Below are 21,247 nucleotides of genomic sequence, written 5' to 3' on the forward strand. Positions count from 1 at the left end.
ACTCCTATCGGCGACAACAGAACCGCTATACACCGTAGGGTGCGCCCCGACCGGTGTCAACGATTTATCGTGACCGCGCACAAGGAGGCGCCATGCCCTACGGCTCGCTCGCACTGCCGGCCCGGATCTTCCTGCTCGCCTGGGACACCGGCAAGAACCGGATCGCCGGCGCCCCCGACCTGCACTACGCGGTACGGGCCTGCGCGCTCGCGGAGCTGGCCCAGCGCGGACTCCTCTCGGACGCCGACGGCATCGTCACGCCGGTCTTCGGTGCCCGCACCGGAAACCCGGTGCTCGACGGCCTCCTCGAACTCGTGGAGGAGTCCCGCCCCCGCAAATGGCGCGGCTGGATCACCCACAAGTCCCGCCACACGCTGGACGCGGTGCGCGACCAGCTGGCGGCCGAGGGCTATCTGCGCACGGAGCGCACCCGGATCTTCGGGATCTTCCCCTCCCGGCGCTACGAGCTGGAGCGCGCCGGGTACGTCGAGGTCCTGCACGCCGAGGCGCTCGCGGTGCTGCGCGGTCCGGTGCCGGTCCACGAGGTCCCCGCGGGCGACGCGGCCCTGGTGGTGTGCGCGGCGACGGGCAAGCTGCGCGGTGTCGTGCCGGGCAAGGAGCGCAGGCAGCACAACGAGCGGCTCGCGGCCCTCACCGACCGCGCCGGGGCCGCGGCCCCCGAACTCCCCGAGCTGATGCGGACCCTGCGCAAGGCCCTGGCGTCGGCGGTGGCGTCCGCCGAGGCGGCCAGGTCGGGCGGCGGGGGCGGCTGAGCCGGGCCGGGGGCGGAGGTAGGTGTCGGATTCCTGCCAGCTCCGGCCGGTGCGGCGCTGGTTGAGTGGCCGCATGACGACGAACCTTCGTGACCGCGCCCTGCGCTTCCGTGACCTGCACGTCCCGGGGCGGCCGCTGGTGCTGCCCAACGCCTGGGACGCGGCGAGCGCCCGTATCGTCGCGGCCGCCGGTGCCGCCGCCGTCGCCACCACCAGCGCCGGTGTCGCGTGGGACCTCGGCGCCGCGGACGGCGACCGGCTCGACGCGCAGCGCGCACTGGGCGCGGTCGCCGCGATCGCGGCCGCGGTCGGGGTGCCGGTGACGGCCGACGTCGAGAGCGGCTACGCGGCCGACCCGGCGGGAGTGGCCGGGACCGTGCGGGAGGTGCTCGCCGCGGGCGCCGTCGGCGTGAACCTCGAGGACGCGCTGCACGCGGGCCAGGAGCCGCTGCGGACGATCGCCGGGCAGGCGGAGCGCATCGCGGCGGCCCGCGAGGCCGCCGACACGGCGGGCGTGCCGCTCTTCGTCAACGCGCGGATCGACACGTATCTGCGGGGAGTGGGGGAGCCGGCCGAGCGCGTCGCCCTGACCCTGGAGCGGGCGGCCGCGTTCCTCGCCGCCGGAGCGGACGGGATCTTCGTGCCGGGGGCGGTGGACCCGGAGACGGTGAAGGAGCTGGTCGAGGGCGTCGACGGGCCGCTCAACGTGATGGCGTGGCCCGGAGCGCCGTCGGTCGCCCGGTTCGCGGAGCTCGGCGTCGCGCGGATCAGCGTGGGCTCGGGCATCGCCCAGGCCGCGCACGCCGTGGTGCGCGAGGCCGCGCGCGAACTGCTCACCGAGGGGACGTACGGGGCGCTGGCGGGCGGTCTTGACTACGGGGAGCTGAACGCGCTGCTCGGGGAGTGAGGCGGGGGCGGCCGGCGAGCGGACCCCGGTGGGTTCAGCAGGCGTCCCGCATCAGGTCCGCGAGGTCCTGGTCCAGGTCGACGTACAGATGCTCGTCGCCCGTGGGCACCAGGGCCAGGGAGCGGTGCAGGAAGCGGCGCAGCTCGCCGCTGCGGATGTGGACGATCGCCGTGCCCTCGGGGGCGTGGAACTCCACGACGGTGCGGTCGAAGCCGTACGGCCGGACGCGGACGTCGCCGTCGCCCACCGCCTGCTCCATGCCCTGGCAGAGCAGCTCGCGGGCGAAGGTCCAGTAGACCTCGACGCCTTCGAGCGTGGCGGGGGCGGGGAAACTCATCCGGACGGCGAACGGATCGCTCCGGTCGTAGTGCAGCGTCGCGGGAATGGTCGACATCCGCGGCGCGGCGGCGACAAGGCGGGCCTCTACGGCTTGCTCGATGCTGGTGGACAACGCCTGCTCCCTCACTGACAGCTGGACTACTCGGGTCGGCACTTGGATAGACGTCGGAATGACGGAATCCGTGCACGCGAACACGGAGTGACCTCGGTCACCGCTCGCTCTTCACCGTCTTCACGGAAACCCCCGAAGGAATCCTGCGTTCCGGTGGTAACTTCGCCCGCCATGAAGTCCTTGGGGAAGACGAGGTGGGCGCGGTCCGTGGGCCGCGCGGTGTCGGTGGGACTGTGCGGGACGGCTCTCGCCGCGACGGGGCTGGCCGCGACGGGGCTCGCGCAGGCGGCTCCCGCGGGTCCGGAGCAGCGGGGCGGGGGCTGGGAACTCAAGGACAGCGGCAGTGACGCGCGCTTCCGCGGTCTCGCCGCCGTCAGCCGGGACACCGCCTGGGTGGCCGGCGCGAAGGGCACCGTACTGCGCACGTCGGACGGCGGCGGGCACTGGCGAAACGTCTCGCCGCCCGGGGCCGCGGGGCTGGAGTTCCGGGACATCGAGGCGTTCGACGGCCGCCGCGCGGTGGTGCTCGCCATCGGTGAGGGCGAGGCCTCGCGGGTCTTCCGCACGGCGGACGGGGGAGCGACCTGGACGGAGTCCTTCCGCAACACCGACCCGAAGGCCTTCTACGACTGCATGACCTTCTTCGACCGGCGCCACGGCCTGGCCATGAGCGACCCGGTCGACGGCAAGTACCGCATCCTGTCCACCGCCGACGGCGGCCGCTCCTGGAAGGTCCTGCCCAGCAAGGGCATGCCCGCCGCCCAGGAAGGGGAATCGGGCTTCGCGGCGAGCGGCCAGTGCCTGGTCAGCTCCGGCTCCCGCGACGTGTGGCTGGCCACGGGCGGGGCGGCACGCGCGCGTGTCCTGCACTCCGCGGACCGCGGCCGCACCTGGAAGGCCACCGACGCGCCGATCCCCGCGGGCGACCCGGCCCGCGGCGTCTTCGGCCTCGCCTTCCGCGACCGTACGCACGGCATCGCGGTCGGCGGCGACTACCGCGCCGGCCAGCCGTCGCCGAAGTCCGCGGCCACCACCCGCGACGGCGGCCGCACCTGGACCACGGCCGCGGAGCCCCCGCCCGCCTACCGCTCCGGGGTGGCCTGGCTGCCCGGCAGCCGCCGCGGCGCGCTCGCGGTCGGGCCGACCGGCACGGACGTCACGACGGACGCCGGGCACACCTGGCGGACGGTCGACCCGGGGTCGTTCGACACGGTCGACTGCACCCGGGACCGGGCCTGCTGGGCCTCCGGGGAGAAGGGCCGCGTCGCCCGCTGGGAGGGGAGCCAGGCCGCTCGCGGCTAGGGCAGCTGCTGCCGGTAGGGGGCGAGTTCCGGGGCCGTCTTCGTGGCGATGAACTCGGTGATCCGGTACTCGCACACCTCCGCGAGCACGAAGGGGTCGCTCGCGGCGATCTTCTCGATCGCCGCGCGGTCGTCCGCGACGGCCAGGATCACGCCGCCGTCGCGCGGGTTCTTGCGCCCGGAGGCGATGAAGACGCCCTGGGCGTAGAGCTGGTCGAGCCAGGAGACGTGGGCCTCCATCTCCTGGTCGACGGCGGACACGGGCGCGGTGTAGGTCAACTCGAGAACGAACATGATCGCGAGGCTACCGCCGCCCGCCGTCCCGTGCGGCTCCGGCCCGGGGCGGTCACGGCCCCCCGCCCGGTCGACTCCTATGCTGACGGCTCAACCTGCCGCTCCATGGGGCCACCGTGTGGCGCGCGGCTGCCCCGACCATGCCCGGAGTCCACCTTGCTGCACAGAAGAACCACGTCGCACGTCGTCGGCCCTGTGGTCGTGCTCGCCCTCGCGCTCACCGCCTGCGGCGGCGACAAGAAGGTCTCCCCGGACCGGAAGAAGATCGCGCGCGGCACCGGCCAGAGCGCCGTCGGCGAGGCGAAGGAGGGCGCGGTCCTGGTCACCTACGCCCTCACCGCGCAGAAGGTCGAACTGGGCACGGAGGCCGAGACCGCGAAGATGGTGTCGGAGCCCGAGGAGGCCAAGGGCCTGGTCCCGGCCATCGCCCGGGTGAGATACACGCACAAGTCCGGCCCGACCCTCACGCAGCGGCCGCGCGCCAGCCATCCCACCACGATCTACGCGGACGGCAGGCGCGGAACCCTGATCGTCGGCGCCGCCGACCACGCCCCGGGCTGCGAATCCCCCTCGTCCGTCAAGAGCTGGAAGCGGGGCCAGTCCCACGTCCTGTGCGAGACCTATCTCGTCCCCAAGGACGCCAAGGACCTGGAGGTCCACTGGTCCGAGCAGAACGGCCGGACGTTCGTGTGGAAGTTCCCTGCGGCCACGTGAACCGCGGCCGCCGCCTAGGCTGGTCCGCACCATGACGACGTACACGGTCACCTCCGACACCCCCGCCGACTGGCCCGCCGACGAAGCCGCCGCCCGCGCGGTCCAGGACGGGCTCCGCGCCCGCGTCGTGCTCGACGAGGCGGGACCCGAGCCGGGCAGGGGACACGTCACGGGGGTCGACGTCGCCTACGACGACGCGCGCGACCTCGTCGCCGCCGCGCTCGTCGTCCTGGACGCCGCGACGCTCGACGTCGTGGAGGAGGCCACCGCGGTGGGCCGCGTGTCCTTCCCGTACGTGCCGGGCCTGCTCGCCTTCCGCGAGATCCCCACCGTCCTCGCCGCCCTGGAGGCCCTCGAAGCCGACCCGGGCCTGGTCGTCTGCGACGGCTACGGCATCGCGCACCCCCGCAGGTTCGGCCTCGCCAGCCACCTCGGCGTCCTCACCGGACTGCCCACGATCGGCGTCGCCAAGAACCCCTTCACGTTCACCTACGAGGCTCCGGACGCGCCGCGGGCCAGCGCGGCCCCGCTCCTGGACGGGGGCGAGGAGATCGGCCGCGCCCTGCGGACCCGCGAGGGCGTCAAGCCGGTCTTCGTCTCCGTCGGCCACCGCGTGAGCCTGGACAACGCCTGCGCCCACACGCTGCGTTTGACGCCGCGCTACCGCCTCCCGGAGTCGACGCGCCGCGCGGACGCCCTGTGCCGCGCGGCGCTGCGTGAGGCGACCGCTAGCGCGCCGCCGCCACCCGGAAGCTGAGCCCCGCCGCCGTCAGCCGGGCCGTCAGCGCCTCGCCCATCGCCACGGCGGTGGTCAGCTGTCCCGCCACCTCCGGCAGACCCTCGTCGAGGGCCAGGCACAGGGCCGCCTCGCCCAGCATCTTCGCCGTCTCGTCGTACCCCGGGTCGCCGCCCGAGACCTCGGTGTAGACGCGCTTGCCGCCGCCCTCGCCGACGAACCGCACGGAGAACCAGCTCTTCGCGCGCCGCTGCTCGCTCGGCCCCTCGCCCGGCTTCAGACGCGAGGACAACCAGCGCCGCGCGGGCGGCAGTTGGGCCGCGGCCACCAGACCGGTGACGGCTGCGGCGCCGCCCACCGCGAACGGCAGGCTCCGCACGGCCGCGTAGTGCCGGTAGCGGAAGTCGGGCCCGTAGCGCTCCAGGGCCCGCGCCGAGCGCTGCACCACCTGCGGGTCGATCGTCGGCAGCGGCAGGGCCCAGGCGCCGACCTCACCCGCGTACCGGGGAGCGCTCGGCGGCGCGTACGCCTTGCGGCCCACCAGGCGCGGCTCGTACCGGCGCCGGTCGCGCGCGGCGGCCATCATCTGCGGGCCCCGCGCGAACTGGGCGAGCGCGGAGGCGAACGTGCCGCCGGAGAAGGTCGCGTTGCTGCGCACGAAGCCGTCCACGCGCAGCGGTACGCCCTCCGGGAGCTGCCGCACCGTGAAGTACGCGCCCAGGTCGTGCGGGACCGAGTCGAAGCCGCAGGAGTGCACCAGGCGCGCGCCGGTCTCCTGCGCGCGGGCGTCGTGCCGCACGTACATGAGGTCGACGAACTCCGGCTCGCCGGTGAGGTCCACGTAGTCCGTGCCCGCCTCGGCGCACGCGGCGACGAGTTCCTGGCCGTACTCCAGGTAGGGCCCGACGGTCGTGGCCACCACGCGCGCGTGGCCGGCCAGTTCGCGCAGGGACGCCGGGTCCGCCACGTCCGCGCGGACGAGGGGGAGTTTCGCGCAGGCCGGATACGTCTCGGCGAGCGTGTCGCGCAGCCGCTCCAGCTTGCCGGTGTCCCGTCCCGCGATCGCCCAGCGCAGCCCCTCGGGGGCGTTCGCCGCGAGGTACTCCGCGGTGAGCACGCCCACGAAGCCGGTCGCCCCGAAGAGCACGATGTCGTGCGTGCGGTCCGCCGCACGCTCCTTGCCGTTGCCGTTCTGACTGGTCATGGCACCTCTCTGCCGTGCACCGCGCGCCGATGTCGGTGGCCGAGGCTAGCGTGCGCGGTGCGCCGCGGCGCAAGGCCCGGTCCCCAAATTGTCTAAGCGCTTGCTTGCTAGGGTCTTGTGTTGAGTGGAACACGTTCTTAACATCACTGGTGTTACATCAGTTGTGTCATAGCGCTGGGGGCTCAATGGCAGTGCCGGACAAGGGCGTTCACGGACCGCTCGCCGGGGTGCGCGTGGTCGAGCTGGCGGGCATCGGTCCCGGCCCGTTCGCCGCCATGCTCCTCGCCGACCTCGGTGCCGACGTCGTACGCGTCGACCGCCCCGGCGGCGGCGCCCTGGCGATCAATCCCGAGTACGACATCACGAACCGCAACAAACGCTCCGTGATCGTCGACCTGAAGGCGGCGGACGGCGCGGACCGCGTCCTGGACCTGGTCGACCGCGCGGACGTCCTCATCGAGGGCTACCGCCCCGGCGTCGCCGAGCGCCTGGGCGTCGGCCCCGCCGCCTGCCACGCCCGCAACCCCAAGCTCGTCTACGGCCGGATGACCGGCTGGGGCCAGGAGGGGCCGCTCGCCCAGCGCGCCGGACACGACATCGCGTACATCGCGATCACCGGCACCCTCGGCATGATCGGCGACGCCGACGCGCCGCCCACCGTCCCCGCCAACCTCGTCGGGGACTACGCGGGCGGCTCGCTCTACCTCGTCGTCGGCATCCTCGCGGCCCTGCACCACGCACGCGAGCACGGCCTCGGCCAGGTCGTGGACGCCGCGATCGTCGACGGCACCGCCCACCTCACGTCGATGATCCACGGCATGCTCGCGGCCGGCGGCTGGCAGGACCGGCGCGGCGCCAACCTCCTGGACGGGGCCTGCCCCTTCTACGGCACCTACGAGACCGCCGACGGCGGCGCCATGGCCGTCGGCGCCCTGGAGCAGCAGTTCTACGACGAGTTCATCGCGCTGCTCGGCCTGGCAAACGAGGCGCCCGCCCGCAAGGACCTGGCCCGCTGGGGCGAGCTGCGCGAGGCGGTCGCCGCCCGCTTCAAGGCCCGTACGCGCGAGGAGTGGACGGCCGTCTTCGAGGGCTCCGACGCGTGCGTGGCGCCCGTGCTCTCTCTGCGCGAGGCACCCGCCCACCCCCATCTCGCCGCCCGCGGCACCTTCGTCGACCACGGCGGCATCACCCAGCCCGCCCCCGCGCCCCGCTTCTCCTCGACCCCGACCCAGGTGCGCGGCGGCCCTGCCCAGCCCGGCGCGGACACCGAGGCCGTGGCCCGCGACTGGAACGTACCGGCCCTGACGGGAACACCCACGAAGGAAGACAGCTGATGCAACTCTCCGCACCGCTCGCCTACGCGGGCGACCCGCGCCAGGCCGCCGACGACGTGGCGGCCCTGGAGTCCGCCGGTCTGGACGCCGTCTGGGTGGCGGAGGCGTACGGCTTCGACTCGCCCACCATCATGGGCTACCTGGCCGCGCGCACCGAGCGTATGAAGATCGGCGCCGCGATCCTGAACGTCTACTCGCGCACCCCGGCCCTCATCGCCCAGACGGCGGCCGGACTCGACGCGATCTCCGGCGGCCGGGCGATCATCGGTCTGGGCGCGTCGGGCCCGCAGGTCGTCGAGGGCTGGCACGGCAAGCCGTACGACAAACCCCTGGCCCGCACCCGCGAGACCATCGAGCTGACCCGCCGCATCCTGCGCCGCGAGGTCATCGACCACCACGGCATCACGGACATGCCGCTGCCCAGGGAAAAGGGCGGCAAGCTGGGCAAACCGCTGAAGATCCTCACCCGGCCGGTCCGCTCCGAAGTCCCGCTGTACGTGGCCTCGCTCGGTCCGGCCAACGTGCGGATGACCGCCGAGATCGCCGACGGCTGGCTGCCCACCCTGTTCATCCCGGAGAAGGCCCACCAGGTGTGGGGCGCCCCGCTCGCCGAGGGCAAAGCGCAGCGCGATCCGGCGCTCGGACCGCTGCGGACGGTCGCGGGCGGACTGCTCGCCATCGGTGCCGACGCCGCCGCCGCACGGGACATGGCCCGGCCCCAGATCGCCCTCTACGTAGGGGGCATGGGCGCGGTGGGGAAGAACTTCTACAACGACCTCGCGGTCGCGTACGGCTACGAGAAGGAAGCCAAGCTCATCCAGGAGCTGTACCTCTCGGGCAAGAAGAAGGAGGCCGAGGCCGCGGTCCCGGCCGAGTTCTGCGAGCTCATGTCGCTGTGCGGCCCCGAGAGCTACGTCCGCGAGCGCGTCGAGGCCTTCCGCGAGGCCGGCGTCGACATGCTCAACGTCATTCCCGTCGGCCCCGAGCCGGCCGCATTGATCGAAACCGTCAAGGGCTGGCTCTAGGAGGCCGAACGTGAAGCGACAGATCTTCTCCGCCGAACACGAGGCGTTCCGCGAGACCGTCCGCACCTTCCTGGCCAAGGAGGTGCTTCCGCACTACGAGGAGTGGGAGAAGGACGGCATCGTCAGCCGTGACGCCTGGCTCGCCGCGGGCAAGCAGGGGCTGCTCGGACTCGCCGTGCCCGAGGAGTTCGGAGGCGGCGGGAACACCGACTTCCGCTACAGCGCCGTCCTGGCCGAGGAGTTCACCCGTGCGGGCGCGGCCGGGCTCGCGCTCGGCCTGCACAACGACATCATCGGCCCGTACCTGACCTCCCTGGCCACCGACGAGCAGAAGCGGCGCTGGCTGCCCGGCTTCTGCTCCGGCGAGACCATCACCGCCATCGCGATGACCGAGCCGGGCGCGGGCTCCGACCTCCAGGGCATCCGCACCACCGCCGCCGACCAGGGCGACCACTGGCTGCTCAACGGCTCCAAGACGTTCATCTCGAACGGCATCCTCGCCGACCTGGTGATCGTCGTCGCCAAGACGTCGGCGGAGGGCGGCGCTAAGGGCCTGTCCCTCCTGGTCGTCGAGCGCGGCATGGACGGCTTCGAGCGCGGCCGCAACCTCGACAAGATCGGCCAGAAGTCCCAGGACACCGCCGAGCTCTTCTTCAACGACGTACGCGTCCCCAAGGAGAACCTCCTCGGCGAGCTCGACGGCGCCTTCATCCACCTGATGACGAACCTCGCGCAGGAGCGCATGGGCATCGCCGTCGCGGGGATCGCCGCCGCCGAGCACCTCCTGGAGATCACCACGACGTACGTCAAGGAGCGCGAGGCCTTCGGGCGCCCGCTCTCCAAGCTCCAGCACATCCGCTTCGAGATCGCCGAGATGGCCACCGAGTGCGCCGTCACCCGTGCGTTCCTGGACCGCTGCATCGTCGACCACTCGAACGGGGAACTCGACGCCGTGCACGCGTCGATGGCCAAGTGGTGGGCCACCGAGCTGCAAAAACGCGTCGCCGACCGGTGCCTGCAACTGCACGGCGGATACGGCTACATGACCGAGTACCGCGTGGCCAAGGCCTTCACCGACGGCCGCATCCAGACGATCTACGGAGGTACGACCGAGATCATGAAGGAGATCATCGGCCGCTCCCTGCTCGCCTGAGCCCGCCCCACCCCTCATCTGCACAGTTCTTCGCGAAAGGCTGCTGTCTTGACCACCGAAGCGTACGTATACGACGCGATCCGCACCCCGCGCGGACGCGGCAAGGCCAATGGCGCCCTGCACGGCACCAAGCCGATCGACCTCGTCGTCGGCCTGATCCACGAGATCCGGGCGCGGTTCCCCGACCTCGACCCGGCGGCCGTCGACGACATCGTCCTCGGCGTCGTGGGCCCCGTCGGTGACCAGGGCTCCGACATCGCGCGCATCGCGGCCATCGCCGCCGGACTGCCGGACACGGTGGCGGGCGTGCAGGAGAACCGCTTCTGCGCCTCGGGGCTCGAAGCGGTCAACATGGCCGCGATGAAGGTGCGTTCGGGCTGGGAGGACCTCGTCCTCGCGGGCGGCGTCGAGTCGATGTCGCGCGTCCCGATGGCCTCGGACGGCGGCGCCTGGTTCGCCGACCCGATGACCAACTACGAGACGGGCTTCGTGCCGCAGGGCATCGGCGCCGACCTGATCGCCACGGTGGAGGGCTACTCCCGGCGTGACGTCGACGAGTACGCCGCCCTGTCCCAGGAGCGCGCGGCGGCCGCCTGGAAGGACAACCGCTTCGAGAAGTCCGTCGTACCGGTGAAGGACCGCAGCGGCCTGGTCGTCCTGGACCACGACGAGTACATGCGCCCCGGCACCACCGCCGACTCGCTCGCCAAGCTGAAGCCGTCCTTCAAGGACATCGGCGACCTCGGCGGCTTCGACGCCGTGGCGCTGCAGAAGTACCACTGGGTCGAGAAGATCGACCACGTCCACCACGCGGGCAACTCCTCCGGCATCGTGGACGGCGCCGCGCTGGTCGCCGTCGGCACCAAGGAGGTCGGCGAGCGCTACGGGCTCACGCCGCGCGCCCGGATCGTCTCCGCGGCCGTCTCCGGCTCCGAGCCGACCATCATGCTCACCGGTCCCGCGCCGGCCGCGCGCAAGGCGCTCGCCAAGGCGGGTCTGACCATCGACGACATCGACCTCGTCGAGATCAACGAAGCGTTCGCGGCGGTGGTGCTCCGCTTCGTGAAGGACATGGGGCTTTCGCTGGACAAGGTGAACGTGAACGGCGGCGCGATCGCTCTCGGCCACCCGCTGGGCGCGACCGGGGCGATGATCCTGGGCACGCTGGTCGACGAGCTGGAGCGCCAGGACAAGCGGTACGGCCTGGCCACGCTGTGCGTGGGCGGCGGCATGGGGATCGCCACGATCGTGGAACGGGTCTCCGGCTAAGCGCCGGTGGGGCTGTCGTATGCCGCCGACCGCAGGTCCGTCGTGGCTGGTCGCGCAGTTCCCCGCGCCCCTGAAAGCTGCGGCTTCGCCGCGCTTTCCCCTGAGGAGGCAGCGCACGAAGTGCGCGGTTCCTCAGGGGCGCGGGGAACTGCGCGAGCAACCCACCACGATCCGCAGTCGGCGACGCACAGGTCAGTCCACCCAGTAGCCGCCCACCCCGCCCGCAACAGACTTCACGGAGAGCGCATCATGACGCAGAGCACCACCATCCGCTGGGACATGGATGACACCGGCATCCTCACCCTCGTCCTCGACGACCCCAACCAGTCCGCGAACACCATGAACCAGGGGTTCAAGGACTCCATCGCGGCCGTCGCCGAACGCGCGGAGGCCGAGAAGGACGACATCCGCGGCATCATCTACACCTCCGCGAAGAAGACCTTCTTCGCGGGCGGCGACCTCAAGGACATGATGAAGGCCGGCCCTGAGAACGCGCGCGACGCGTTCGAGGCGGGCGTCGCCATCAAGGCCTCCCTGCGCCGCATCGAGACCCTGGGCAAGCCCGTCGTCGCCGCGATCAACGGCGCCGCCCTGGGCGGCGGCTACGAGATCGCCCTGGCCAGCCACCACCGCGTCGCACTCGACGCGCCCGGCTCCAAGATCGGCCTGCCCGAGGTCACCCTCGGCCTGCTCCCGGCGGGCGGCGGCGTGACCCGCACCGTGCGCCTCATGGGCATCGCCGACGCGCTGCTCAAGGTGCTCCTCCAGGGCACCCAGTACTCCCCGCGGCGCGCCCTGGAGAACGGCCTGGTCCACGAAGTGGCCGCCACCCGCGAGGAGATGATCGAGAAGGCCCGCGCCTTCATCGACGCCAACCCGGAATCGGCGCAGCCCTGGGACAAGCCCGGCTACCGCATCCCCGGCGGCACCCCGGCCAACCCCAAGTTCGCGGCGAACCTGCCCGCGTTCCCGGCCAACCTCAAGAAGCAGATCAACGGCGCCCCCTACCCGGCCCCGCGCAACATCCTCGCGGCGGCCGTCGAGGGCTCGCAGGTCGACTTCGAGACCGCGCTGACCATCGAGGCCCGGTACTTCACCGAGCTGGTCACCGGCCAGACCGCGAAGAACATGATCCAGGCGTTCTTCTTCGACCTCCAAGCCGTCAACTCCGGCGCCAACCGCCCCAAGGGCGTCGAGCCGCGCCAGGTCCGCAAGGCCGCCGTCCTCGGCGCCGGGATGATGGGCGCGGGCATCGCCTACTCGTGCGCCCGCGCGGGCATCGAGGTCGTCCTCAAGGACGTCTCCGCCGAAGCCGCCGCCAAGGGCAAGGCGTACTCCGAGAAGCTGTGCGCCAAGGCGGTGCAGCGGGGGCGTACGACCCAGGAGAAGGCCGACGCCCTCCTCGCCCGCATCACGCCGACCGCCGACCCGCAGGCCCTGGCGGGCTGCGACGCGGTGATCGAGGCGGTCTTCGAGGACACCGCCCTCAAGCACAAGGTGTTCCAGGAGATCCAGGACATCATCGAGCCGGACGCGCTCCTGTGCTCCAACACCTCGACGCTGCCCATCACCGAGCTCGCCGAGGGCGTCACGCGGCCCGTCGACTTCATCGGCCTGCACTTCTTCTCGCCCGTCGACAAGATGCCGCTCGTCGAGATCATCAAGGGCGAGCGGACCGGTGACGAGGCCCTGGCGCGCGCCTTCGACCTCGTACGCCAGATCAACAAGACGCCGATCGTCGTCAACGACTCGCGCGGCTTCTTCACCTCGCGCGTCATCGGGCACTTCATCAACGAGGGCGTCGCGATGGTCGGCGAGGGCATCGAGCCCGCGTCGGTCGAGCAGGCCGCGGCCCAGGCGGGCTACCCGGCGAAGGTCCTGTCCCTGATGGACGAGCTGACCCTCACCCTGCCGCGCAAGATCCGCAACGAGACGAAGCGCGCCGTCGAGGAAGCCGGCGGCACCTGGGCCGGGCACCCCTCGGATTCCGTCATCGACCGCATGGTCGACGAGTTCGAGCGGCCCGGCAGGAGCGGGGGAGCGGGCTTCTACGACTACGTGGACGGCAAGCGCGCCGGGCTCTGGCCGGGCCTGCGCGAGCACTTCACCGAGCCGGGCACCCAGATCCCGTTCGAGGACATGCAGGAGCGGATGCTCTTCTCCGAGTCGCTCGACACCGTGCGCCTCTTGGAGGAGGGCGTGTTGACGTCCGTCGCGGACGCCAACATCGGCTCCATCTTCGGCATCGGCTTCCCCGGCTGGACCGGTGGCGTGCTCCAGTACATCAACGGCTACGAAGGCGGCCTGCCCGGATTCGTGGCCCGCGCCCGGGAGCTGGCCGACCGCTACGGCGACCGGTTCACGCCGCCCGCGCTCCTGGTCGAGAAGGCCGACAAGGGCGAGAAGTTCAGCGACAGCTGACGCTCTTCACCTGCGGTTCCGTTGCCTCCGGGGCGGAACCGCAGGTCATCGCCCCCGCGTCGTATCCTCCCGTAGAGCATGATCACGACAAACGGAGGATGTACCGCTGTGCGGTGGACAACTGGGGGAACGACGCGAGCGGTCGGCGTCGGAGTGCTGGTCCTGACGCTGGCCCTGACGGGCTGCGGAGGCAAGAAGAAGAACAAGAAGCACACGTCGGGTTCGGGGTCGTCGCACGGCCGCACCGTCGGCGGCGCGAGCGGCGGGTCGGCCGCCAAGGGCGCCGGTGCGCTGAACGGCGCCAGGGACGTCCGGGCGATCCTGCCGCCCGCCGAGACGATGCCGGCCAACCTGCGCACCGTCTCCACCGAGCTGCACAGCCGCGCCAAGGCGCCCTCCGTGTGCAAGGAGCCGACCGGCAAGTGCAAGGGCGCCGTCGCCAACGGCCGGGTCGGTTACCGCAGCGACGACAAGGCCGAGGGCGCGAGTTACGAACTGATCGTGTACCGAAGGGAGAGCGCCGCCTCGCTCGCCTTCGCCGTCTGGGACAACTACGTGCGCACCCACACGCGCGAGCTGAAGGTCGTGCAAGCGCCGAAGCTGGGCGCCGGCAGCGTCACCTTCGGGTTCGCGGGCTCCGCGCGGCAGAACACCCGGGAGATCGTCATCCTCCAGGGCAAGTTCGTCGCCACCCTGAAGATCCGGGACGACTCCGGGTCCGCGGAGGCCATGAAGGACCTGAACGTGCTGGCCGAGGTCTATGCCACGCGGTTGCAGCAGGCCTCGCGGGGCGAAACGCCGACGGCCACCGCGGCCAACGCCACGCTCTGACGGCCGGGCGGGGAGTGGCTCAGCTTTCCTTGAGCCACTCCCGCAGCTCTTCCTTGAGGGAGCGCTGGAACGCCGTCACCAGGGCCTGCACCACCATCGGCTGCATATGGGCCGACAGGGAGCGCATCGCCGCCACGTGCTCGGGATCCGACTCCCGTTCGCGATAGGGCCCCCACACCTCGTCGCGGAAGAGCCGCGACAGCTCGACGGCGGCCGAGCGGGTGTGCTCCATCAGCACCGTGCGGGCCGCCAGGATCGTCTCGTGCGCGATGGGCACGTCCAGCAGCTCCACGCCCAGGCGCAGCAGCCCCGGGTCGACGCGGTAGGCCCCCTTGGACTCCGTCGGCGCGACCACGCCCATCGCCGAGAGCCGGTCCAGGTCCGCCGGGGTCAGTGAGCGGCCCGCCCTGCGCTCCAGCTCCGCGTGGTCGGTGTCCTCGGCGGAGTCCGGGGCCCAGGAGGCCACCACCGCGCGGTGGATGGCGAGGTCGTGGGCGCTCAAGTCCGGCGGCAGCTGTTCCAGGTACCGCTCGATCGCCGCCAGCGTCATGCCCTGGTGCTGCAACTCCTCGATGAGCCCGAGCCGGGAGAGGTGCTCCTGGCCGTAGTGACCCACCCGGCGGGGGCCGATCACCGGTGGCGGGAGCAGTCCCTTGGTGCTGTAGAAGCGGATGGTGCGGACGGTGACGCCCGCGCGCGCGGCCAGTTCGTCGACCGTGAGCGTCGGCTCGTCCGTGTCCGACGTCGTCGTCATCGTCATGGCAGCGCTTCGCCTCCCCAGTTGTGCACCGATCCGGTGCAACAGTATTGCTGTCTCACCACTGTTGTGAAAGCGTCCCGCCCAGTCACTTGCTTCGTCGATGACGCCAGGAGGCGGTCATGACCACGATCCTGAGACTCCCCGGGGAACCCGCCGACATCACGCTTCCCGCCCTGCTGCTGCGCAACGCCGAGGACCACGGCGACCGTCCCGCCCTCTCCTGGCGCACCGCCCCCGAAAGCGAGTGGACGACCCTCACCTGGCGCGAGGTGCGCCGCAAGGTCGCCGTCCTGGCCGCCGGGTACACGGCGCTCGGCGTCCGCCGGGGTGAGCACGTCCTCATGATGATGGGCAACCGCCCCGAGCACTGGCTGAGCGACCTCGCCCTCGTCCACCTCGGCGCGGTCCCGATCACCGTGTACGGCACGTCGGCACCCGAGCAGATCGCGCACATCGCCCGGCACAGCCGGGCCCGCTTCGCGATCGTCGAGGGGGCCCGCGAGCTGGAGCGCTGGGAGCCGCTCCTGGCGGACCCCGACGCCCCGATGGAGCGCCTGGTCGTCGTCGAGGCGGCCGAGGCGGGAGCGCACCGCACGTACGGCTCCCTGCACGCCACCGGAAGCCGGCTGTTCGACCCGGACTCCTTCGAGAAGGCCTGGCGCGAGTCCGCGGCCGGGGACCCGCTGACCGTCGTCTACACCTCGGGCACCACCGGCGACCCCAAGGGCGTCCGCATCTCCCACCGCAACGTCGTCCTGGACGCGGTGGCCCTGGACGCCGTCGTCGAGCTGCCCGACTTCGTGGAGCACATCAGCTACCTCCCGTTCGCCCACATCGCCGAACGCATGCTGGGCATCTACTTGCCCGTCTTCCGCTCGGCACACGTCTATCTGTGCGCGGATCCGGCCGCCCTCGCGGCGACGGCGCGCGAGCTGCGTCCGGCGCAGTTCTTCGGGGTCCCGCGCGTGTGGGAGAAGCTCGCCGCGTCCGTGAAGGCCGTGCTCGCGGGGCTCCCGCGCGAGCAGCGGGAGGCCATCGAGGCGGCGAACGACACGGCACGCGCGCGGGTGGATTGCGTCGAGCGCGGCGAGAAGCCCCCGGCCGCCCTGGAGGCGGCCTACCGGGAGGCCAAGGAGAAGACCATCGACCCGCTGCTCGCCCTGGCCGGTTTCGACCGCCTGGTGTGGACCGCGAGCGCGGCGGCGTCGATGCCCCTGGACGTCGTGCGCTTCTGGGCGGGCTTCGACATCGTGATCATGGACGCGTGGGGTCTCACCGAGACGACCGGCGTCGTCACCATCAACACCCCGGCCGCCTTCCGGCTCGGCTCGGTGGGCAGGCCCCTGGAAGGCCTGGAGATCCGCACCACCGACGACGGCGAGATCCTGGTGCGCGGCGCGACGGTCTTCGACGGCTACCTCCTGCCCGACGGCGGCGTCGCGACCGCCTGCGACGCGGACGGCTGGTTCGCCACCGGCGACGTCGGGCGGATCGACGAGGACGGCTTCCTCTGGCTCACCGACCGCAAGAAGGAACTGATCGTGACGTCGACGGGCAAGAACGTCTCGCCCGCGCTCGTGGAGAACACCCTCAAGGAGCACCCCCTCATCGGCCAGGCCCTCGTCCACGGCGACGGCCGCTCCTATCTGGTGGCACTCCTCGTCCTGGACGCCGAGATGGCCCCCGTATGGGCGGCCGCCCAGGGGATCACGGGCGACCTGATGGCGAGCGAGGCGGTGCACGAGGAGGTCGCCCGGGCGGTCGACGCGGCCAACGCACGCCTCAACCGCACCGAGCAGATCAAGCGCTACCGGCTCCTGGGGGAGGAGTGGGGCCCCGAGACCGGCGAGCTGACCCCGTCCCTGAAGCTGCGCCGCCGGGTCATCCGGGAGAAGTACGCGCACGCCATCGACGAGCTCTACGCCCCCTGACCCGCGGGGGCCGCGCACCCGCTGATCTTCCCGCCGTACACCCCCTGATCAGCGGATGTACACCCCCTGCCCACCATGTGAGAAGTGCCGCTATGTGACGTGCGCCACCGCATGCCGGGCGATCTCTGGGGGAAGGTGTCGCGTCGGTCCACGCACATCAGGGGTGTCGTGGACCGGAGCACATCCGGACACCGGAGTTTTCCGGGCACCAGAGAGTAGACCCCCCACGTGAGCAAGGAAGCCGTAGACACGGCCGCTGCGGACGCATCCCGCACAGATGCGTCCCAGGCCCCCGCGGACGCGGGCGACGCCGGTTACAGCAAGGACCTCAAGGCCCGTCACGTCAACATGATCGCCATCGGTGGCGCGATCGGAACTGGACTCTTTCTCGGTGCGGGCGGCCGCCTGCACTCCGCGGGCCCCGCGCTCGCCGTCGCGTACCTCGTGTGCGGCATCTTCGCCTTCTTCGTCGTGCGTGCTCTCGGCGAGATGGTCATCTACCGGCCCTCGTCGGGCTCGTTCGTCAGCTACGCGCGTGAGTTCCTCGGCGAGAAGGGCGCCTACGTCGCCGGCTGGATGTACTTCCTGAACTGGTCGACCACCGGCATCGCCGACATCACCGCGATCGCGCTCTACACCCACTACTGGAGCCTGTTCACCGACATCCCCCAGTGGGTGCTCGCGCTGATCGCCCTCGCCGTCGTCCTCGTGATCAACCTGATCTCGGTCAAGTACTTCGGCGAGATGGAGTTCTGGTTCGCGATCGTCAAGGTCGCGGCCCTGGTCGCCTTCATGCTGATCGGCATCTTCCTGCTGGTCACCCAGCACGACGTCGGCGGGCAGACGCCCGGCCTGAGCGTGATCACCGACAACGGCGGCTTCCTGCCGCACGGCCTGATGCCGGTCGTGATCGTCATGCAGGGCGTCGTCTTCGCGTACGCCTCCCTGGAGCTGGTCGGCGTCGCGGCGGGCGAGACCGCGGACCCGCAGAAGGTCGTCCCGCGCGCGGTGAACTCCATCATGTGGCGCGTGGGCCTCTTCTACGTCGGCTCGGTCGTCCTGCTGGCGCTGCTCCTGCCGGGGTCGGTGTACTCGGCGGACCAGAGCCCGTTCGTGACGGTCCTGTCCAAGATCGGCGTCCCCGCCGCCGGTGACGTGATGAACCTGGTCGTCCTCACCGCGGCGATGTCCTCGCTGAACTCGGGCCTGTACTCCACGGGCCGCATCCTGCGCTCGATGGCCATGGCCGGTTCGGCGCCGAAGTTCACCGCCAGGATGAACCGCAGCCAGGTCCCCTACGGCGGCATCCTGCTCACCTCCGCGGTGTGCGTGCTCGGCGTCGGCCTGAACTTCCTCATGCCGAGCCAGGCCTTCGAGATCGTCCTGAACGTGGCGTCCCTCGGCATCATCAGCACCTGGGTGATCATCATGATCTGCCACCTGGCGTTCGTCCGCCGGGCCAAGGAGGGCCTGATCACGCGGCCCGGCTTCCGGCTCCCGGGCAGCCCGGTCACGGAGATCGTCACGATCGCCTTCCTGCTGGCCGTGCTCGGCCTGATGTGGAAGGACCCCGAGATCGGCCGCAAGACCCTCTACCTGATCCCGATCATCGCCGCGGCCCTGGCCGTCGGCTGGTACGCCATCCGCAAGAGGGTGGACCGCGAGGCGGCAGGCCTCACGAAGTAACGCGGACCCCCACTGCGGGGGACGAACGGCCACTGCCGGTGGCAGCGCCTACGGTGGCGTCACGTCGGAGACCACATGCATCCGGGGTGACGCCACGTGGCGGGCGTCACTCAACTGCCGTGCAGATGTGCGTTGTTGTGCACGGATGAGCGGGTAGGTCGACGGCATGCAGCTCATTCCCATGCCCTTGGGGCCGATCAACCCGGACGTCAAAGGTCTCGTGGTCGGAGCCGTGCTGTTCGGCCCCCTCTACTTCCTCGTCCGGCGGATGGTCCTGCGCCTCAACCGCGTACTCGACGAACGTGCCACGATCCTCGAAGGGGTCACCGGCGGACCGGCGGCGGAATTGCGCCGCGAGGCCGAGCGGATACGCGCCCAGCAGGAGTCCCTCCTGGCCGAGGCCCGGCACGAGGCCTCGCAGGTGCGGCAGCGGGCCCGGGAAGAGGGCGCCGCCCTGATCGCCGCCGCCCGCGAGGACGGCGTACGCGAGCGCGACGAGCTGCTGGCGGGCGGGAAGGCCGTGATCGAGGCCGAGCGTGCCTCCGCGGGCACCGCACTGCGCCTGCGCGTCCCCGCCCTGGCCTCCGAACTGGCGACCAGGATCGTGGGCGAGCCGGTGGCCACGCCGACGGGTTCCGGCCGCTGAGCCCTGCCGGTCTGGCGCCGCCGAGGGCGGCACGGCAGTCTCACGGCATGGAACTCATGGTGCCGGTCAAGGACGGCGAGGTCTGGGCCGAGGACACGGGCGGGCCGGATGGCCCGGGAGGCCCAGGGGGCCCGGGAGGCGGGGCGCCGCCGCTGGTCCTGCTGCACCCGGGAGTCGCGGACTCCCGGGTCTGGGACCGGATCCTGCCCCGCCTGGCGCAGGGCCGCCGGGTCATCCGCTACGACGCGCGGGGGTACGGCCGCTCTCCCGCTCCCACCGCGTCCTTCTCGCTCGTCGACGACCTGATCGCCGTCCTGGACCACTTCGACGTGCCGCGGGCGTTCTTCGCGGCGTCGAGCATGGGCGCCACCACGGCCGTCGGCCTCGCCCTGCGCGACCCCGCCAGGGTGGCGGGGCTCGCCCTGCTCGTCCCCGGCGTCACGGGCAACCCGGACTTCGTCATGGCCGAGTTCACCGCCGAGGTGGGCCGCCTCGCGCAGGCCGGCGACCTGGCCGGCATCACGGCCCTGGTGAAGCGCACGTCGGCCGCCGCGGGGACCGGGGACGACCCCGTGGCCCAGGCGCTCATCGAACCGGTGATCCCGGCCTGGTTCGCCGTCCACCCCCACCAGGTGCCCGACCCGCCCGTCTTCGACCGGCTCGGCGAACTCGACGTGCCGTGCGTCCTGGCCCTGGGGGAGCACGACCACCCCGAGGTGGTCCGCTGCAACGAGGAGATGGCCGCCCGCATCCCCGGCTGCCGGCTCGTGCGGCTGCGGGACAGCGACCACTTCCCGACCCTGCGCGAGCCCGACGCGGTCGTCGACCTCGTCCTGGAGGCGTACGCGATCGCGCGACAGGGCTCTTGAGGGCCGTGGGCGGAGGCGGTCGCATACTGGAACACGTACAAACCGGGCGGCGCCCGGCGGGCCCGCCGACCCCTGGGAGCCGCGTGATGCCGAGCCGTCGCCACACTCCCGAGCCGCCCGCGCCCGGCGGGGTCCTGTGGGACATCGCGGGCGACGTCCGGGCCCTGCTCGCCCTGCCCGCCGCCCTCACGATGCAGGTCGCGCACCCGGCGGTGGGCGCCGGCGTCGACACGTACTCCGTGTTCCGCACCGACCCCTGGGGGCGCGGCGAGCGGTCGCTGCGGTCCCTCCAGACCTGGGTGTACGGCGGTGAGAGCGCGGCCGCCGAAGGCCGCAGGCTGCGCGAACTCCACCGGCACATCCGGGGCACGGACGCGCACGGGCGTGACTACCACGCGCTGGCGCCCGCCTGCTACGCGTGGGTCCACGCCACCGGGTTCCCCGTCTACCGCCACGCCCAGACGTACCTGGGCCGCCCCTTCACCCCGGCGCAGGAGCGGCAGCTGTACGCGGAGTGGCTCCAGGTCGGGCGGATCCTCGGCATCCACGACCGGGACATGCCGCAGACGATCGAGGAGTTCTGGCCGTATTACGCCAAGGTGCTGGCCGACGAGCTGGAGGAGACGGAGGTGGTGCGCCGGCTGGTCGCCACGGACCAGCCGGTTCCGCCGCCGGATCGTGGCCCTTACCTGCTGCGGATGACGCTGCGTGCCCTGTGGCCGCTGCTCCTGCCGCCGCTGGCCCGCTTCCGCCGCTTCCTCACGATCGGCCTGATGCCGCCGGACGCGAGGGCGGCGATCGGCCTGCCGTGGTCCGCGGCCCAGGAGCGCCGGCTGCGCCGCCTGGGCCGCGTGATCCGCACGGTGGTCCCCCGCCTGCCCGAACGCCTCCGCTACCTGCCGATGGCGCGCAGGGCGCGGGCGCAGGGCTAGCTCACCGGGG

The 21,247-nt window shown here is 72.0% G+C and carries 20 protein-coding genes; 16 read left to right on the forward strand and 4 right to left on the reverse strand.

Going from position 1 to position 21,247, the window contains the following annotated elements; all coding sequences use genetic code 11:
• Positions 1-92 precede the first annotated feature (92 nt).
• Positions 93-773: a GOLPH3/VPS74 family protein gene (locus QBL25_RS34170; protein ID WP_409060807.1), complete on the forward strand. Its 681-nt coding sequence runs from the start codon at positions 93-95 to the stop codon at positions 771-773.
• Positions 774-846: 73 nt separating this feature from the next.
• Positions 847-1,680 carry an isocitrate lyase/phosphoenolpyruvate mutase family protein gene (locus QBL25_RS34175; protein ID WP_409060808.1) on the forward strand — a complete coding sequence of 278 codons (834 nt, stop codon included), beginning with the start codon at positions 847-849 and terminating at the stop codon, positions 1,678-1,680.
• A gap of 34 nt (positions 1,681-1,714) precedes the next feature.
• Here the strand turns inward: QBL25_RS34175 and QBL25_RS34180 are convergent, their stop codons facing one another.
• Positions 1,715-2,131, reverse strand: a complete 417-nt coding sequence (locus tag QBL25_RS34180; RefSeq protein WP_409060809.1) for an SsgA family sporulation/cell division regulator — start codon at positions 2,129-2,131, stop codon at positions 1,715-1,717.
• A 171-nt stretch (positions 2,132-2,302) separates the two neighbouring features.
• Between QBL25_RS34180 and QBL25_RS34185 the strand changes: the two genes are divergently transcribed.
• Complete coding sequence (locus QBL25_RS34185) at positions 2,303-3,433, forward strand: WD40/YVTN/BNR-like repeat-containing protein (protein ID WP_409060810.1); 1,131 nt, start codon at positions 2,303-2,305, stop codon at positions 3,431-3,433.
• Here the strand turns inward: QBL25_RS34185 and QBL25_RS34190 are convergent.
• Complete coding sequence (locus tag QBL25_RS34190; protein WP_409060811.1) at positions 3,430-3,726, reverse strand: YciI family protein; 297 nt, start codon at positions 3,724-3,726, stop codon at positions 3,430-3,432. The genes QBL25_RS34185 and QBL25_RS34190 overlap by 4 nt on opposite strands.
• Before the next feature lie 156 nt (positions 3,727-3,882).
• On the opposite strand from QBL25_RS34190, the gene QBL25_RS34195 reads away from it, so the two are divergent.
• Together QBL25_RS34195 and QBL25_RS34200 are read left to right on the forward strand one after the other, a co-directional pair.
• Positions 3,883-4,440 carry a hypothetical protein gene (locus QBL25_RS34195; protein WP_409060812.1) on the forward strand — a complete coding sequence of 186 codons (558 nt, stop codon included), beginning with the start codon at positions 3,883-3,885 and terminating at the stop codon, positions 4,438-4,440.
• 31 nt (positions 4,441-4,471) lie between these two features.
• On the forward strand, positions 4,472-5,197 hold the full coding sequence (locus QBL25_RS34200) for an endonuclease V (protein WP_409060813.1): 726 nt from the start codon (positions 4,472-4,474) through the stop codon (positions 5,195-5,197).
• Here the strand turns inward: QBL25_RS34200 and QBL25_RS34205 are convergent.
• Positions 5,169-6,380, reverse strand: a complete 1,212-nt coding sequence (locus QBL25_RS34205) for a saccharopine dehydrogenase family protein (RefSeq protein WP_409060814.1) — start codon at positions 6,378-6,380, stop codon at positions 5,169-5,171. The genes QBL25_RS34200 and QBL25_RS34205 overlap by 29 nt on opposite strands.
• 185 nt (positions 6,381-6,565) lie before the next feature.
• On the opposite strand from QBL25_RS34205, the gene QBL25_RS34210 reads away from it, so the two are divergent.
• The 6 genes from QBL25_RS34210 (at position 6,566) to QBL25_RS34235 (ending at position 14,413) form a co-directional block, all read left to right on the forward strand.
• Positions 6,566-7,714 carry a CaiB/BaiF CoA transferase family protein gene (locus QBL25_RS34210; RefSeq protein ID WP_409060815.1) on the forward strand — a complete coding sequence of 383 codons (1,149 nt, stop codon included), beginning with the start codon at positions 6,566-6,568 and terminating at the stop codon, positions 7,712-7,714.
• Complete coding sequence (locus QBL25_RS34215) at positions 7,714-8,739, forward strand: LLM class F420-dependent oxidoreductase (protein WP_409060816.1); 1,026 nt, start codon at positions 7,714-7,716, stop codon at positions 8,737-8,739. Before QBL25_RS34210 ends, QBL25_RS34215 begins: the two co-directional genes overlap by 1 nt.
• A 10-nt stretch (positions 8,740-8,749) precedes the next feature.
• Positions 8,750-9,892 carry an acyl-CoA dehydrogenase family protein gene (locus tag QBL25_RS34220; RefSeq protein ID WP_409060817.1) on the forward strand — a complete coding sequence of 381 codons (1,143 nt, stop codon included), beginning with the start codon at positions 8,750-8,752 and terminating at the stop codon, positions 9,890-9,892.
• 48 nt (positions 9,893-9,940) lie between these two features.
• Positions 9,941-11,161: an acetyl-CoA C-acetyltransferase gene (locus QBL25_RS34225; RefSeq protein WP_409060818.1), complete on the forward strand. Its 1,221-nt coding sequence runs from the start codon at positions 9,941-9,943 to the stop codon at positions 11,159-11,161.
• 249 nt (positions 11,162-11,410) lie between these two features.
• Positions 11,411-13,582: a 3-hydroxyacyl-CoA dehydrogenase NAD-binding domain-containing protein gene (locus QBL25_RS34230; protein ID WP_409060819.1), complete on the forward strand. Its 2,172-nt coding sequence runs from the start codon at positions 11,411-11,413 to the stop codon at positions 13,580-13,582.
• Positions 13,583-13,690: 108 nt separating this feature from the next.
• The gene (locus tag QBL25_RS34235; RefSeq protein WP_409060820.1) at positions 13,691-14,413 is read left to right on the forward strand and encodes a hypothetical protein; all 723 of its coding nucleotides are present in this window, start codon (positions 13,691-13,693) and stop codon (positions 14,411-14,413) included.
• 19 nt (positions 14,414-14,432) lie between these two features.
• Here QBL25_RS34235 and QBL25_RS34240 read toward each other — a convergent pair whose 3' ends face one another.
• A complete protein-coding gene (locus QBL25_RS34240; RefSeq protein WP_409062878.1) occupies positions 14,433-15,167 on the reverse strand; it encodes a MerR family transcriptional regulator in 735 nt (244 codons plus the stop codon).
• Positions 15,168-15,292: 125 nt separating this feature from the next.
• Between QBL25_RS34240 and QBL25_RS34245 the strand changes: the two genes are divergently transcribed.
• The 5 genes from QBL25_RS34245 (at position 15,293) to QBL25_RS34265 (ending at position 21,237) form a co-directional block, all read left to right on the forward strand.
• Positions 15,293-17,104 (forward strand): AMP-dependent synthetase/ligase, encoded by a 1,812-nt coding sequence (locus tag QBL25_RS34245; protein ID WP_409060821.1) that lies wholly within the window; start codon positions 15,293-15,295, stop codon positions 17,102-17,104.
• Between the two features lie 228 nt (positions 17,105-17,332).
• Positions 17,333-18,790, forward strand: coding sequence for an amino acid permease (locus QBL25_RS34250; RefSeq protein WP_409060822.1), 1,458 nt, complete (start codon positions 17,333-17,335; stop codon positions 18,788-18,790).
• Between the two features lie 166 nt (positions 18,791-18,956).
• Positions 18,957-19,436 carry a hypothetical protein gene (locus tag QBL25_RS34255; protein WP_409060823.1) on the forward strand — a complete coding sequence of 160 codons (480 nt, stop codon included), beginning with the start codon at positions 18,957-18,959 and terminating at the stop codon, positions 19,434-19,436.
• A 47-nt stretch (positions 19,437-19,483) separates the two neighbouring features.
• Positions 19,484-20,305, forward strand: coding sequence for an alpha/beta fold hydrolase (locus tag QBL25_RS34260; RefSeq protein ID WP_409060824.1), 822 nt, complete (start codon positions 19,484-19,486; stop codon positions 20,303-20,305).
• Between the two features lie 86 nt (positions 20,306-20,391).
• The gene (locus QBL25_RS34265; RefSeq protein ID WP_409060825.1) at positions 20,392-21,237 is read left to right on the forward strand and encodes an oxygenase MpaB family protein; all 846 of its coding nucleotides are present in this window, start codon (positions 20,392-20,394) and stop codon (positions 21,235-21,237) included.
• The last annotated feature ends 10 nt before the right edge of the window (positions 21,238-21,247 follow it).

Origin of the sequence: Streptomyces sp. SYP-A7185, from assembly GCF_046103685.1 — a bacterium.
Lineage (GTDB): Bacteria > Actinomycetota > Actinomycetes > Streptomycetales > Streptomycetaceae > Streptomyces.